Below are 391 nucleotides of genomic sequence, written 5' to 3' on the forward strand. Positions count from 1 at the left end.
GATTAGTTCACTGGCAGTGTTTGTCTCGACCTTTATCCCAAGCGGAATCAAGGGAATAAGCCTAAGTGCTTACGTGATGATCATGCTAACTTTCTTTATTTTCATTTTCGTTTTAACTCTCTTCATCTATTCAAGAAGATCTCAGACTTCTAAACGGAATTACAAACTGCGCCATAAAACAGTTGAAGAAGTTTCTCCTTTTACTTATTTACGTGGACGAGCGGAAACCGTTATCGAAGATATTGAAAACGACATTTCAGAAGACAAGCATCATTGATCTGGCTTAGGAACAATAATCTTTTCACTTCCTTCTGATAATTTTTTTAATAGTTTGTAAAAACTGGTAACGAAGCTTATTGATTGGAAGTATAAAAGCTCCCATGTTATCAAC

Annotated in this window: 1 pseudogene; it reads left to right on the forward strand. The window is 35.5% G+C overall.

Going from position 1 to position 391, the window contains the following annotated elements:
- Positions 1-277 (forward strand): annotated as a pseudogene (locus KH893_RS12815) (amino acid permease); the annotation flags it as partial.
- Between the last annotated feature and the right edge of the window lie 114 nt (positions 278-391).

The sequence above is a fragment of the Liquorilactobacillus sicerae genome (assembly GCF_029916425.1).
In the GTDB taxonomy this organism is placed as follows: Bacteria; Bacillota; Bacilli; order Lactobacillales; family Lactobacillaceae; genus Liquorilactobacillus; species Liquorilactobacillus sicerae.